Here is a 13,419-nt window from a genome sequence, read left to right on the forward strand (position 1 = left end):
AGATGAGGGTTGTACTGCAGCGCAGCAAAGAAGCGCGCGTAACCGTAAACGGGGAAATTGCAGGCAGGATCGAAAATGGTTTTGTCTTGCTCGTCGGAGTTACCCATGAAGATACGGAAAAAGACGCGGCATATTTGGCTGAAAAAATTGTCCATTTGCGTGTATTTGAAGATTGCCAGGGAAAAATGAACTTGTCGCTGCTTGACACGGGTGGAGAGATTCTTTCGGTTTCCCAGTTTACGCTGTACGGGGATTGCCGGAAAGGGCGGCGCCCGAATTTTATGGAAGCGGCCAAGCCTGGTCATGCAGAAAAGATATATAACGAGTTTAACCGGCTGCTCGCGGAAAAAGGCGTCCATGTCGAAACCGGCAGATTCGGGGAAATGATGGATGTCCGGCTGACGAATGACGGGCCGGTCACACTCATTTTGGAAAGCAAATAAACGTTTATACAGAAACTCCGGCAAAGCCGGGGTTTTTTATGCAAGAAGGAAATGTTATATTCGTAATTGATTTTCATAAAATTTCCGGTTATCCAGCGGGGGAAACTGCCCTGGCAGCAGATGAAGAAGTAAAATTGTTTACAACTTATTTTTTAACAAAAATAAGTTGACAACTATCATTCAAATATGCGAAGATAGATTTCGTTAATAATTCGTATGCGAATTATTTTGTACCAAACAATTTATATGCCAAAGGAAGGGGGATACATGGATCTCTGTACGAATGAATTGTTGAGGTCTCTTGCCAAGCTGAATAAAGCCATTCTCCGCGTAGCCACAAAAGATGCGGAACAGCATGGCTTAACAGTAATGCAAATGTTTGCCTTAAATGCCATCAAGTTTCACCCAAACATGCGGTTAAACGAACTGGCTGAAAGTATTCGCTTAACGAACAGTACAGTAAGCGGCATCGTCGACCGGCTGGTTCACCATGGGCTTGTGAACAGAATTCCGTCTGTGAATGACCGGAGGGCCATTGTCCTCTGTTTGACCGATAAGGGGGAACACAAGCTTGATGAGCTTATGAATGGCAACTCTTTATTGAAAAAAAAAATGGATGCAATCGAAAAAGCATATGGGGCGGAATTGAAAAATATGTTGAAGCTCCATGAAGATATGCTGAAGATATTAACATCTGAGGAGGAATAAAGAATACTATGAGCGCAAGACGCATGATTTTATTAAACATCATTATTCTCGTCATTTTGGTTGGCGGCGGTTTTACCGGCTACTACTTCTACAACCGCTCGGTCAGTTATGTGACAACCGATAATGCGTATATTGACGGCCAGCAAGTTACGATTGCCTCCCCTGCAACAGGCAAACTCGTATCATGGAACGGGCAGGAAGGCAAGGAGTTCTCAAAAAATGAAAAAATCGGTACGATCCAGGTCCAAAACGGTACTTCTACTGTAAAAATGGACGTGAAAGCGCCGGCTGACGGCACGATCGTGAAAAACTCCGCAGTGACGAATACGTATGTTTCAGCGGGAACCACGCTTGCGCAAAGCTATAACTTGGATGCTTTATATGTAACGGCTGAAGTAAAAGAAACGGATATCAACGATGTTAAAACCGGCCAGGATGTTGATGTGTATGTGGATGCCTATCCAAATACAAAAATTACCGGAACTGTAGATTCAATTGGAAAAGCGGCTGCCAGCACGTTCTCCCTGATGCCGACGGACAGAAGTTCCGGCAACTACACGAAAGAAACGCAGGTAATTCCTGTGAAAGTGAAGCTTGACAGCTACGGCGGATTGGATTTGGTTCCAGGCATGAATGTGACTGTGCGTATCCATAAGTAGGTGAATCCGATGGAAAAATTTATCGCAGGTTATGTTCTTTTGTCTATTATTTTACTTGTTATTGTTAATTTAGCCATAAGGAACAGGGGCAGGAAGAAAGCAACGGACGTTGCGGAAGCACAGTTTGCCGCACGCCCGCAGCAAATGGCGGAAACGCAGGTTGAGCCGGTTGAAAAAGCCGAAAACGATGTGCCGGCCGTAACAGTTGAAAAGGCTGAAACAAGCGGGCCGGAAAAAAATGGGCCGGATCATTTATTAAATGATGCGGCCCCGGCTGCGCAGGCTTCCATGCCGGCTTCTGCCGCAAGCCGTGCGGAATTGGAAGAAGGGCACGGCAGGGGAAAAATTATCTTTGCCATGATGCTTGGCGCGTTTGTGGCGATATTGAACCAAACGCTTTTAAATGTGGCGATCCCGCACATTATGAATGATTTGAATGTGACGGCGAACACGGTGCAATGGCTGTCGACCGGTTATATGCTTGTAAACGGAATTCTCGTTCCGGTTACTGCATTTATGATCAGCAAATGGGGCACGCGGAAAATGCTGATTACGGCAATTTCTTTATTTACAATCGGCTCCGTTTTGTGTGCAATTTCGACGAATTTTTCGATATTGATGCTCGGCCGTATTGTGCAGGCTGCAGGTGCCGGAATCATCATGCCGCTTATGATGACCGTATTTTTGACCATCTTCCCGCCTGAAAAACGCGGCACCGCGATGGGGATGATGGGGGTAGCTATGATTTTCGCACCGGCAATCGGGCCGACATTATCAGGTTGGTTGATCGGACACTACGATTGGCATATCCTGTTCTGGATCGTTATTCCGTTCGGGGCGATTGATATACTCGTCTCCTTGATCTGGATGAAAGATGTCATGAAAACGACAAACCCGAAAATCGATATTCCGGGCATTATTTTCTCAACACTCGGTTTCGGTTTTCTGCTGTACGGCTTCAGTGAAGCAGGGAATGACAGCTGGGACAGCAAAAAAGTCGTCATTTCCCTGATCATTGCTGCCATCTCGCTCATTTTATTCGTTTGGCGTGAGTTGACGACAGACAAACCAATGCTCGATTTACGCGTATTTAAATATGATATTTTCGCGCTTACGACGGTTGTCAGCATGGTCGTCAATATGGCAATGTTTGCAGGGATGATCTTGCTGCCGATTTATTTGCAAAATATCCGCGGCTTTACGGCGCTTGATTCCGGTTTGCTGATGCTGCCGGGTGCGATTGTGATGGGGATTATGTCCCCGATTTCGGGTTGGCTGTTTGATAAAATGGGTGCCAGGCCGCTCGCTGTTGTTGGTCTGATCATTACGGTCTGGACGACTTACGAATTTACGAAGTTATCGATGACGACTACCTATACCCACATGTTGATGTTGTATGTGCTGCGGAGTTTTGGCATGTCCTTCATCATGATGACGATCATGACGGAAGGGATGAACCAGCTGCCGATCCATTTAACAAGCCACGGGACGGCTGCAGCCAATACCGCCCGTACGGTTGCCGGAAGCCTCGGGACGGCATTTCTTGTCACGGTAATGTCGACACGGTCCGATTTCCATACGGCCAATTATGTCAATGCTTTTTCAAGCATCAATCCATATGTGTCGGCTAAAATCTCTGCGATTGGGCAGGGCTTTGCCCATGCGGCAGGCCTGCCGGCGCAGTACGGCCAAGTGCTCGGGACATACGCCCTTTATAAAAAAGCGGTTGTCAATGCGACGATCAGCGGCATTAATGATGCATTCTTTGTGGCAACTGGAATTGCGGTGTTTGCTTTAATTTTGTCACTTTTTATCAAACGTGCGATGCCCGATCCGACAATCAAGAAATAAAGTTGGTATTAAAAAAGCCGAAGGGGCCCTTTACTTTTTGCCCTTCGGCTTTTTCCTTACTGGAAATACTGCTGCAGCCCGTCATAGATCCCGGTTACCGCCTTCGTTTGGAATGATTTACCCAAAATGAGCTTTTCTTCTTTCGGGTTGCTTAAATACCCGAGCTCAAGCAAGATTGCCGGCTGTTCATTTTCCCGGATCACGTGGAAATCCCCAAACTTTACCCCTCTGTCATTTGTGCCGATCAGCCTGCTTATATTTTTGCTTACAATACTTGCAAGAGTGAAGTCGCGCGGATGGTAGTAATAAGTCGTGTGCCCGGAAATGGATTCATCTTCGGAACTGTCGAAATGGATGCTGACAAAAGCATCAGCATGGTTTGCGTTTGATACGGCCACCCTTTGCGGTAATGATACATAAGTATCGCTGTCACGGGTTAAAATGACTTTGGCGCCCGCGTTTACGAGCTTTTTATACAGGGCATTGGCGGTTTTAAGCGTAACGAGCTTTTCAAGGGTGCCGCCTGCGCCTGTTGTTCCGTTATCAAACCCGCCGTGCCCGGGATCAATTACAATCGTTTTCCCCTTTAATCCCGGGCGGTTTTTCCCTGCCGGCCTGCTTGTTTGGACAACCCAGGAAGCCACATATGCGGTAGCGCCGCTGTTCAGCCGGATTTCATACCAGTCCCCAGCCTGTTTGATCACGGGGTAACTTTCCCCGGCATTGCCGCGGGCGACGGCTGGAGCACTGGATAAAGGCTGGCTGCGCAGGTTTGTGTGATCGTAAAGAAGCTTCACTTTCTCCACGTTTTCTGCTTTTTCTACCTGGTTTTCGTGTTCCACATAATAGCCTGCGACCCATCCGTGCGTGCCATTATCCAGTACGACTTCGTACCAACCGTGGTCGGCGCCGGTAATTTGCAGCCTTGTTCCATAGCTAGCTGTTGCAACAGTTTCGCCATGGAGTGAAGGGGATTTTCGGATGTTCAACTTAGATGCAGCAACGATTGCTGCGCTTAGCCCACCTTCCGCTGCTTCCCCGGTATTTTTGTTTTTGCCGGTGTGCACATACTGGCTGCTTGTCCACCCCGATACAGAGCCACTTTCAATATGCGCCCAGCCGTTATGCATTTCGGTGACAGTTACTTCAATGTTTTTCGCAAGCGAACTCACAACCGGTGCGGTAAGATCCGGACTTTCCCTGACGCGTAAAATATCGGCGGTGACCACCCCCATTTTGGCGGATTGTGTTGTTTTATTGCTGCTTTCTTCCACCAGCCAACCGGCAATCCATCCCGCGTCCCCCGACGGCATGCGGATTTGGCGCCAGTCCCCGTCTTTTTGCAGGACGGCAAATGTTTCATTTTGAAGCGCTTCACCGATGATCGGGTAAGATAACCCTGGGCCGCTCCGGATATACACGATTTCATGGGTGACGGTAACAGTTTCGTTTGCCTTTGCTGATACGGTCCTAAGAGCCGCCGGTGCAACAAGAAAAATAAGCATTACGAAAAGCGCCATCGCCATGATTTTTTTCTTCACATATCCACCCCTCGTCCCTGTTTGAATTGACGGTAATATTTGTGCACTATTCATTATTCGTGGTCCGTAAAAAAACTCCTTTTTTCGGGTAAGAAAAAAATGAAAATAGGGAAAAATAACCTGGAGAAACGGATTTAGACATGCAAAGGAGTGACCAGCAATGAGAGCAGCGGATAAAAATGCGGCAGCAAACAATGCGGTCAACCAATTTTACGGTGTCAATTTCCGTGATGCGGCAAGCGCGGAAATTGAAGCGCTCGATCTTGAATTGGCATCGGAATCTGGATTATCTAGAAGCGGCGTGAAATTGCTGAAAAAAAAGCTGGGCCGGTCGTAACCTAAAAGATGGGGGAATTTTGCCGGTAGCCTTGACAATGGAGGAACCTGCGCGTATCATAATAAAAATAGATGACAAAATTGCAAAAACCGATGACAAAGCAAAGTAATTAAGATACGGGTGAAAAGAGAGGAAATGTCCCAGGCTGAAAACATTTCCGCACCGCGGCTTAATGAACGAACACTTTGTAGGTTCCGTCCTGAACGGGCAACGCTCCAGTAGGGCCGGACGTTACAGGCGTTAACTGTAAAAGTGGAAGCACAATGCTTCAATTAGGGTGGCACCACGGGAAATAAGCTCTCGTCCCTTGTTTCGAACAAGGGACGGGAGTTTTTTATTATACATACATAAGCTCAAGAAGGAGGACGCGATATGGCCATTCAGATTCCGCGGGGTACGCAGGACATCCTGCCGGGTGAAGTGGAAAAATGGAATTATATTGAAAATACGGCAAAAAAAATATGCGAAAATTACCAGTACCGGGAAATTCGGACACCGATTTTCGAATATACGGAGCTTTTCCAAAAAGGGGTCGGCGATACGACGGATATCGTCCAGAAAGAAATGTACACGTTCCGGGACAGGGGGGATCGCAGCCTGACCTTGAGGCCGGAAGGGACGGCGCCGGTCGTGCGTTCATTTATTGAACATAAAATGTTCGGAAACGCTGTCCAGCCGGTCAAATTGTATTACAACGGCCCGATGTTTCGTTACGAACGGCCGCAGGCGGGGCGCTTCCGACAGTTCGTCCAGTTCGGGGTCGAAGCGTTAGGGAGTGAAGACCCGGCCATTGACGCGGAAGTGATTTCGATGGCGATGGAAATCTATCAACAACTGGGCTTGAAAAACTTAAAACTTGTGATCAACAGCCTCGGGGATAAAGAGAGCAGGATGAAGCACCGGGAAGCGCTAATCAGCCATTTTAAACCGCATATCGGCGAATTTTGCACTGACTGCCAAAATCGGCTTGAAAAAAACCCGCTGCGCATTCTTGACTGTAAAAAAGACCATGACCATCCGCTTATGAAAACAGCGCCGTCCATTTTAGATTATCTGAATGAACATTCAAAAGCGTATTTTGATCAGGTGCTGGATTATTTAAACGCGCTCGGCATTGCGTATGAAGTGGATTCGACATTGGTGCGTGGGCTGGATTATTATTACCATACCTGCTTTGAAATTATGAGCAATGCGGAAGGCTTCGGCGCGATTACAACGCTTTGCGGCGGCGGACGTTACAACGGCCTTGTACAGGAAATGGGCGGGCCGGAAACGCCGGGAATCGGCTTTGCGCTCAGCATCGAGCGGCTGCTTGCTGCGCTCGCGGCGGAAGGAATCGAACTGCCGGTTGCCCGCAGCCTGGATTGTTATGTCGTGGCGATCGGCGATGAAACGAAAACGGCCGCTTTTAAACTGCTGCATGCTTTAAGAAGCGAAGGTTTCTCTGCTGACAAAGACTATATGGGGCGCAAAGTAAAAGCGCAATTTAAAGCAGCCGACCGGGTGCAGGCAAAATTCGTTGCGGTTATCGGCGAAGATGAGTTAAAGGAAAATAAAGTCAATGTCAGAAATATGGCGACAGGCGAGCAGAAAGAATTGCCGATTGACGGGTTTATTTCCGAATTTAAAAAAATGGCAAACATGGGGGAAGAATAATGGAAGGACGTTCATATTACTGCGGCGATGTAACAGAACAGCATATAGGAGAAAAAGTGATATTGAAAGGCTGGGTACAGAGAAGGCGCGATTTGGGCGGCCTGATTTTTATCGATTTGCGCGACCGGGCCGGCGTTGTCCAAATCGTATTTAATACGGCCGTATCAAAAGAAGCGTTTGAACTGGCCGAAAAAGTCCGGAATGAATATGTTTTGGAAGTACGGGGGGAAGTCGTTGCACGTTCTGAAAACACGGTCAATCCGAACTTAAAAACCGGCAAAATTGAAATCCAGGCGGAACAGCTTGTGATCATCAACAGCGCGAAAAACCCGCCGTTTATGATTGAAAACCAGACGGATGTTGCGGAAGATGTGCGCCTGAAATACCGTTATCTTGACTTGCGGCGCCCGGTAATGTTTGAAACATTCAAAATGCGCCATGCCATCACAAAGTCGGTACGGAACTTTTTGGATGAAGAAGGGTTTATCGATGTCGAAACCCCGATTTTAACGAAAAGCACCCCGGAAGGCGCGCGCGACTACCTGGTGCCGAGCCGGGTGCATCCAGGGGAATTCTATGCGCTGCCGCAGTCACCGCAATTGTTTAAGCAATTGCTGATGATATCCGGCTTCGACCGCTACTACCAAATTGCCCGCTGCTTCCGCGATGAAGACTTGCGCGCGGACCGGCAGCCGGAATTCACGCAGATCGATATCGAAACGAGTTTCATGAGCCAGGAAGATATTTTGGCGATGACGGAAAGAATGATCAAACGCCTCATGAAAGAAGTGAAAAATATTGATATCGAAACGCCGCTGCAGAGGCTGACGTACGAAGAAGCGATGAACCGTTACGGCACTGATAAACCGGATACGCGCTTCGGGATGGAGCTGGTTGATCTTTCGGAAACCGTCAAAAATTCCAAATTTAAAGTGTTTGCCTCTGCTGTAAGCGCGGGCGGCCAGGTGAAAGCCATCAATGCAAAAGGAGCGGCAGGCAAGTATTCCAGAAAAGACATCGATGCACTCGCGGAATTCGCTGGCCGTTACGGCGCAAAAGGCTTGGCGTGGCTGAAAATGGAAGAAGAAGGCCTTAAAGGTCCAGTCGCTAAATTTTTTACGGAAGAAGAACAGGCGCAGATTGCTGCCATTACAGAAGCCAAAGCAGGAGACCTCCTGCTGTTTGTAGCAGACAAAAAATCAGTTGTCGCGAACGCGCTCGGGGCGCTGCGGAACAAACTCGGCAAAGAACTTGACCTGATTGACGAGTCAAAATTTAACTTCCTGTGGGTAACGGACTGGCCACTTCTTGAGTACGACGAAGAAGAAGGGCGCTATACGGCGGCTCACCATCCGTTCACAATGCCGTTCCGTGAAGATATCGATAAGCTTGAAACCGATCCGGCAAGCGTCAAAGCGCAAGCCTATGACATTGTGTTAAACGGGTATGAACTTGGCGGCGGATCGCTCAGAATTTACGAGCGTGACGTACAGGAAAAAATGTTCAAGGCGCTTGGCTTCTCAAAAGAACAGGCCCAGGCCCAGTTCGGCTTTTTGCTTGATGCATTTGACTACGGCACACCGCCGCACGGGGGCATTGCATTGGGCCTGGACCGGATCGTTATGTTGCTCGCCGGCCGCTCCAACTTACGCGATACAATTGCATTTCCGAAGACGGCCAGCGCAAGCTGCCTGCTGACGGATGCGCCGGGTCCGGTCAGCGATTTGCAGCTGGATGCATTGCAATTGGAATTAAATTTGAAAAAATGAAACAAAAGTCCGGTGACGGTGAAAACAATTCCATTTGAAAACCGGCGGGAAAAATGATAATATATATACAAGTTGAATGGGTCCTGATGTGTTCGTATATGAGCCTTATCGTTTTGACCGAACACTTCATTTCAGGGAGCCGGAGTCTTCAGGCGGCGTACATGCCTTTTCCCGGGGACGTATAAAACCTGAAGCAGGGCACCCACCTGCTTGAGAGCGGGATCAAAACCAAGGATTGCAACAACGGCACATTCGGGACTCATTCCGCTTTTACCCCTCTTGAAAGAAGAGGGTTTTTTATTTTATTTCAGGAAAAACCGCTGGTGGTCGCAAAATTGACGGGGCTTACCCGGGAAGCGGATTTCGCGCCCAGCAACAATGTGAGACCATATAGCAGGAAAAGAAGGAAATTTCGTGGAACTTACAATTTTTGACCGTGCCAACCGCTTTCTCGGCAAAATGATGCCGGTTTTCATACCCGGAAGCCTGATCATCGGGATGGTTTTCGGGTATCGCATCACAGGCTTCCTGTTTTTGGTGCCGTGGCTGTTTGCCTTTATGACATTTACCGGCAGCATCGGTTCGACGTTTAAGCAGCTTGGGGCCGTTGTCCGCCGTCCGTTTCCGATCGTGCTCGCATTGGCGGTGCTGCACGTGCTTATGCCCCTTTATGCATACGGTGTGGGCCATTTGTTTTTTCAACATCATCCATTAACCATTACCGGTTTTTTACTCTCGGTAGCAATTCCGACCGGCGTGACAAGCTTTGTGTGGGCCATGATGCAAAGAGGGAATATCCCGCTTGTTTTAACGGTGATTTTATTGGATACACTGCTCTCTCCGCTCATTGTGCCGCTGACTTTGCTGCTGTTTGTCGGTAAAAGCGTGCATATTGATGCCTGGCCGCTGATGCAGGATCTTTTTACAATGATTGTTATTCCATCCCTGCTCGGTATTCTGCTCAGCCAGTGGACATCGATGGAAACACAGCGAAAGGCTGCTTCAATCCTTTCCCCGTTTTCCAAAATTGGGATGTTTCTTGTTGTCATGATCAACGGCGGTGTTGTATCGCCGTATCTCAAGCACTTGAATGCCCATGTACTGTTTATAATCTTAACGGTCTTGTTCATCTCGGCATCCGGCTATTTTTTAAGCTGGATCACCGGGGCCGTTTTCCATCTGGATCGGGATATGATCGTGACGCTGACTTACAGCGGCGGGATGCGCAATATCAGCGCAGGCTCGGTTATTGCTGTTTCGTTTTTTCCGGCCCAGGTTGTACTGCCGGTCATCTCGGGCATGCTGTTTCAGCAGGTGCTCGCTTCCTTTTATGGCCAGCTGCTTACCCGGTTTTACAGCAACCGTCGTGAAGGCGAAAACAAAACGTTGGAACGTGAGACTTTACCGTAAAATATTGCATTCCTGCCCTTTTTTGGATAATCTATGGAAGAAGTAAGTATGTTTGGAGATGATGAAGATGCTGAACCAGTTTTCACGGAATGAACTGGCGATCGGGCAGGAAGGATTGCGAAAGCTGAAAAACAGCACCGTCGCCGTTCTCGGGGTCGGGGGCGTGGGATCGTTTGCGGTTGAAGCCCTTGCCAGATCGGCGATAGGAAAACTGATCCTTGTTGATAAAGACGATGTCGATATCACAAATATCAACCGCCAAATCCCGTCGCTGCTTTCTACCATCGGCCAGCCGAAAGCCGATCTGATGAAAAAACGCATTGCCGATATTAACCCGGAGTGCGAAGTCATTTCTTTAAAAATGTTTTATACGGAAGAAACGTATGAACAGTTTTTTGCATACAACCCCGATTATGTCGTGGATGCTTCTGATACGATTATTTACAAAGTGCATTTAATGAAGGAATGCCTGAAACGGAACATAAAAATCATTTCCAGCATGGGGGCGGCCAATAAAATGGATCCGACGCGGCTCAGGATTGCCGATATTTCCGAAACGCACACTGATCCGATTGCCCGAGTTGTGCGGCTGAAACTGCGGAAAGAAGGCATCCGGAAAGGAATTCCTGTCGTGTTTTCCGATGAAAGCCCGATTGTAATCCGCGAAGATGTCCGCAAAGTGGTCGGGAATGACAATGCGGAGATCCGGAAAGCGCAAATGCCGCCTTCGTCAAACGCATTTGTCCCGTCAACAGCCGGCCTTTTTATGGCAAGCTATGTCGTCCGTGATATTCTGAAAGACATTCCGATCAAACGGGTGAAAGACGAAAAGTAAACGTAAAAACCGCTTTCCATGGCGGTTTTGTTGAAAAGGTTCTGTTAAATTTAATAGGTCCCGTTAGCAATCTTACATTGACGCGCTATTCTTGGGATTTCTGCGGGAAAAGCGGGTTAATAGAGGCACCTCGGTAAAACAATAATATGTAAGCCTGTTAAATTCCGACGATAATAAAATTTATGTATGGGGAAGCACTCATTTGCTTCCCCTTTGTTGGTTTAATCATTCCTGCGGTAACGTACAGACCACATGCTTCCGTTTTTCCACTGTTCTTCTACCATCTGGTAACGGTCGCAACTGCTGCGTTTCCCGGAAGTGTGGCGTTTTCTGCTTGAAGTATGACATTTTCTAGAAGTATGACATTTTCTAGAAGTATTGCGTTTTCTAGAAGTATTGCGTTTTCTGGAAGTATTGCGTTTTCTGGAAGTATTGTGTTTTCTGGAAGTGCAGCGTTTTCTAGAAGTATTGCGTTTTCTAGAAGTATTGCGTTTTCTGGAAGTATTGCGTTTTCTAGAAGTATTGCGTTTTCTGGAAGTATTGCGTTTTCTAGAAGTATTGTGTTTTCTGCTAGAAGTATGACGCTTTCTGGAAGTATTGCAGCTCCTATTGCGAGAGGTATTCCTGTTCCTGGAAGTGCTCCTGTTGCGTGAAGTATTGCGGTGATGGCTGCTGCATTCACATTCGCAGGTGCATTTGCAGCGTTTCCGTTTCCTGTCCCTTCCCGGATCCTGATACATATACTCGTCGAGACCATTTTGTGTCACTTCGTCTACCCCTGCCTGAATATCTTCACGTGAATAGCGGCTCATAGATTTCCCTCCTTTTCATTAGAGCCAAATCCATTAAAACTTGACTCTTTTCTTTACTATCTTACGTGAAATTCTTAACAGTGCGATATGACAAATATGTAAATTGAAAAAAATAGATAAATACCTTCATCGTTATTGGAGGAGCGGAAAGAACTGTTTTTACCCGAAAGCCCATGCCAATTATTGTCTATCCCTCATAAAATTTAACGGGGGGAGATCAATGAAAGCTATTAAAATACCTGTTTATCAAATTTACATCCATCCAATGGATTTACGGGAATTAAAAAAGGATGTTTGGAATGACGAAACGCTTCCGGCAAAACTGACGGTTGGAAAAAAACGGTACGATATCGATATAGCGTACCGTGGATCCCATATCCGTGATTTTCCGAAAAAATCTTATTATGTTTCTTTTTACGGCAGAAAAACTTTCCGGGGGGCGAAAGAAATCCATCTGAATGGGGAATACAAAGATCCTTCATTAATTAGAAATAAACTGTCCCTCGATTTTTTTTCGGATATTGGCGTTCTTTCCCCGCGTTCACGGCATGTTTTTTTAAAAGTAAATGGCAAAACAGAAGGAATTTATCTGGAACTGGAATCTGTCGATGAAAATTTTTTGGCAAAAAGGGGACTTCCAAACGGTCCCATTTATTACGCGATTGATGGTGATGCGAATTTCTCGCTGATGAGCGATCTTGATAAAGATGTAAAATCTTCCCTTTTATCCGGTTATGAAAGGAAGACGGGAACGGCAGAAGACAGCAACCACCTCGAAACATTTATTTATAAGATTAACACAATGCTGGAACTGGAGTTTGAGAAGGAAATCGGAAAATATTTAAATATAGACCGGTATCTCCGCTGGCTTGCGGGTGTTATTTTCACCCAAAACTACGACGGTTTTGTGCACAATTATGCATTCTATCAAAATCGTGATACAGGCCTTTTCGAGATGATCCCGTGGGATTACGATGCAACTTGGGGTCGTGATGTGAATGGAAAACGGATGGAAGAAGATTATGTCCCGCTGGAGGGTTATAATACCTTAACGGCCCGTATTCTGAATGTAACGGCTTTTCAGAAACAGTACCGTGACATATTATCCGAGATTTTACAGCACCAGTTTACCATTGATTTTATCAAGCCAAAAGTAGACGGCATGTACAAAGATCTGTACAGCTGTATCGCGCTTGATCCGTATAAAGACAAAACGGAATGGCTAGGGGAGCCGGAACTGATTTATCAATATATTGCGGCAAGGAGTGCGTATATACGCGAACAGCTTGCCAAGCTCGGCTGGTAAAACAGTAGGTAACTGCTGATTTTGGAGAAACTAGGGAGAATGCCAATGCAAAAAAGAGCCGTGCCACGTATGATTATGATGTATCTACCTTC

13 protein-coding genes, 1 other RNA gene, 1 pseudogene and 1 other annotated feature are annotated in these 13,419 nt (G+C 46.9%); of the genes and pseudogenes, 12 read left to right on the plus strand and 3 right to left on the minus strand.

Annotated elements, in window-relative coordinates; all coding sequences use genetic code 11:
- Nucleotides 1–2: 2 nt before the first annotated feature.
- From dtd to GBH70_RS01155, 5 genes are all read left to right on the plus strand, one after another.
- Complete coding sequence (gene dtd / locus GBH70_RS01140) at nt 3–443, plus strand: D-aminoacyl-tRNA deacylase (protein WP_151679307.1); 441 nt, start codon at nt 3–5, stop codon at nt 441–443.
- A 38-nt stretch (nt 444–481) separates the two neighbouring features.
- Nucleotides 482–613 carry a hypothetical protein gene (locus tag GBH70_RS17480; RefSeq protein WP_259373258.1) on the plus strand — a complete coding sequence of 44 codons (132 nt, stop codon included), beginning with the start codon at nt 482–484 and terminating at the stop codon, nt 611–613.
- Between the two features lie 97 nt (nt 614–710).
- Nucleotides 711–1,151: a MarR family winged helix-turn-helix transcriptional regulator gene (locus tag GBH70_RS01145; protein ID WP_151679308.1), complete on the plus strand. Its 441-nt coding sequence runs from the start codon at nt 711–713 to the stop codon at nt 1,149–1,151.
- Nucleotides 1,152–1,159: 8 nt separating this feature from the next.
- The gene (locus GBH70_RS01150) at nt 1,160–1,810 is read left to right on the plus strand and encodes a beta-barrel domain-containing protein (RefSeq protein ID WP_151679309.1); all 651 of its coding nucleotides are present in this window, start codon (nt 1,160–1,162) and stop codon (nt 1,808–1,810) included.
- A gap of 9 nt (nt 1,811–1,819) precedes the next feature.
- Nucleotides 1,820–3,661, plus strand: coding sequence for a DHA2 family efflux MFS transporter permease subunit (locus tag GBH70_RS01155; protein ID WP_151679310.1), 1,842 nt, complete (start codon nt 1,820–1,822; stop codon nt 3,659–3,661).
- 56 nt (nt 3,662–3,717) lie between these two features.
- Here the strand turns inward: GBH70_RS01155 and GBH70_RS01160 are convergent, their stop codons facing one another.
- Nucleotides 3,718–5,202, minus strand: a complete 1,485-nt coding sequence (locus GBH70_RS01160) for an N-acetylmuramoyl-L-alanine amidase family protein (RefSeq protein WP_253693308.1) — start codon at nt 5,200–5,202, stop codon at nt 3,718–3,720.
- 160 nt (nt 5,203–5,362) lie between these two features.
- On the opposite strand from GBH70_RS01160, the gene GBH70_RS16595 reads away from it, so the two are divergent.
- From GBH70_RS16595 to GBH70_RS01185, 6 genes are all read left to right on the plus strand, one after another.
- Complete coding sequence (locus GBH70_RS16595; protein ID WP_172967432.1) at nt 5,363–5,539, plus strand: hypothetical protein; 177 nt, start codon at nt 5,363–5,365, stop codon at nt 5,537–5,539.
- A gap of 83 nt (nt 5,540–5,622) precedes the next feature.
- Nucleotides 5,623–5,850 (plus strand) — a binding site (T-box leader).
- A gap of 61 nt (nt 5,851–5,911) precedes the next feature.
- Nucleotides 5,912–7,195, plus strand: a complete 1,284-nt coding sequence (gene hisS / locus GBH70_RS01165; RefSeq protein WP_151679311.1) for a histidine--tRNA ligase — start codon at nt 5,912–5,914, stop codon at nt 7,193–7,195.
- Nucleotides 7,195–8,964, plus strand: a complete 1,770-nt coding sequence (gene aspS / locus GBH70_RS01170; protein WP_151679312.1) for an aspartate--tRNA ligase — start codon at nt 7,195–7,197, stop codon at nt 8,962–8,964. The genes hisS and aspS overlap by 1 nt, the downstream gene beginning before the upstream one ends.
- Nucleotides 8,965–9,041: 77 nt before the next feature.
- Nucleotides 9,042–9,227: non-coding RNA, 6S RNA (ssrS, locus tag GBH70_RS01175), on the plus strand.
- Nucleotides 9,228–9,423: 196 nt separating this feature from the next.
- On the plus strand, nt 9,424–10,374 hold the full coding sequence (locus GBH70_RS01180; protein ID WP_172967434.1) for a bile acid:sodium symporter family protein: 951 nt from the start codon (nt 9,424–9,426) through the stop codon (nt 10,372–10,374).
- A 67-nt stretch (nt 10,375–10,441) separates the two neighbouring features.
- On the plus strand, nt 10,442–11,209 hold the full coding sequence (locus tag GBH70_RS01185) for a tRNA threonylcarbamoyladenosine dehydratase (RefSeq protein WP_151679358.1): 768 nt from the start codon (nt 10,442–10,444) through the stop codon (nt 11,207–11,209).
- Nucleotides 11,210–11,486: 277 nt separating this feature from the next.
- Here the strand turns inward: GBH70_RS01185 and GBH70_RS01190 are convergent, their stop codons facing one another.
- Together GBH70_RS01190 and GBH70_RS17720 are read right to left on the minus strand one after the other, a co-directional pair.
- Nucleotides 11,487–11,966: a hypothetical protein gene (locus tag GBH70_RS01190; RefSeq protein WP_151679314.1), complete on the minus strand. Its 480-nt coding sequence runs from the start codon at nt 11,964–11,966 to the stop codon at nt 11,487–11,489.
- Between the two features lie 4 nt (nt 11,967–11,970).
- Nucleotides 11,971–12,021: pseudogene (locus GBH70_RS17720) on the minus strand (hypothetical protein); the annotation flags it as partial.
- Nucleotides 12,022–12,241: 220 nt separating this feature from the next.
- On the opposite strand from GBH70_RS17720, the gene GBH70_RS01195 reads away from it, so the two are divergent.
- The gene (locus GBH70_RS01195) at nt 12,242–13,327 is read left to right on the plus strand and encodes a CotH kinase family protein (RefSeq protein ID WP_151679315.1); all 1,086 of its coding nucleotides are present in this window, start codon (nt 12,242–12,244) and stop codon (nt 13,325–13,327) included.
- Nucleotides 13,328–13,419: the final 92 nt, after the last annotated feature.

It is taken from the genome of Weizmannia acidilactici, from assembly GCF_008974225.1.
GTDB classification, from domain to species: domain Bacteria; phylum Bacillota; class Bacilli; order Bacillales; family Bacillaceae_C; genus Weizmannia; species Weizmannia acidilactici.